Raw genomic sequence first — 384 nt, 5'->3', positions numbered from 1 at the left:
AAATTTTTGGGGCGTGATTTTGTGGGTATTGAACGAGAACAAGATTACATTGATGCGGCATGTGAGAGGATTGCTGCGGTTAAACCTTTAGACAAACCAGAATTGGCAATTTTAGATAGAAAAAAAGCAGAACCGCGTGTAGCATTTAACAGTTTACTTGAAGCAGGTTTACTTTATCCTGGAGAAGTTCTTTATGATCGCAAGAAGCAATTATCTGCTATAGTAAGGGCTGATGGTACGATCATGCATGGTGGAGAAGCTGGTTCTATTCATGCAATGGGGCGAAAGGCTCAGGATTCACAAAGCTGTAATGGTTGGACATTTTGGTATTATGAAGAAAACGGACGATTGAAGTCTATAAATAATTTAAGAATGATAATACGT

At 38.5% G+C, this 384-nt stretch carries 1 protein-coding gene; it reads left to right on the top strand.

Going from position 1 to position 384, the window contains the following annotated elements; all coding sequences use genetic code 11:
* Positions 1-384, top strand: a 384-nt coding sequence (locus J7R05_RS09000) for a restriction system modified-DNA reader domain-containing protein (RefSeq protein ID WP_484479019.1), incomplete at both ends; no start/stop codon positions are given.

Source organism: Bartonella capreoli, from assembly GCF_902813205.1.
Classification (GTDB): Bacteria; Pseudomonadota; Alphaproteobacteria; order Rhizobiales; family Rhizobiaceae; genus Bartonella; species Bartonella schoenbuchensis.
This window is presented reverse-complemented; position numbering and strand designations above follow the sequence as displayed.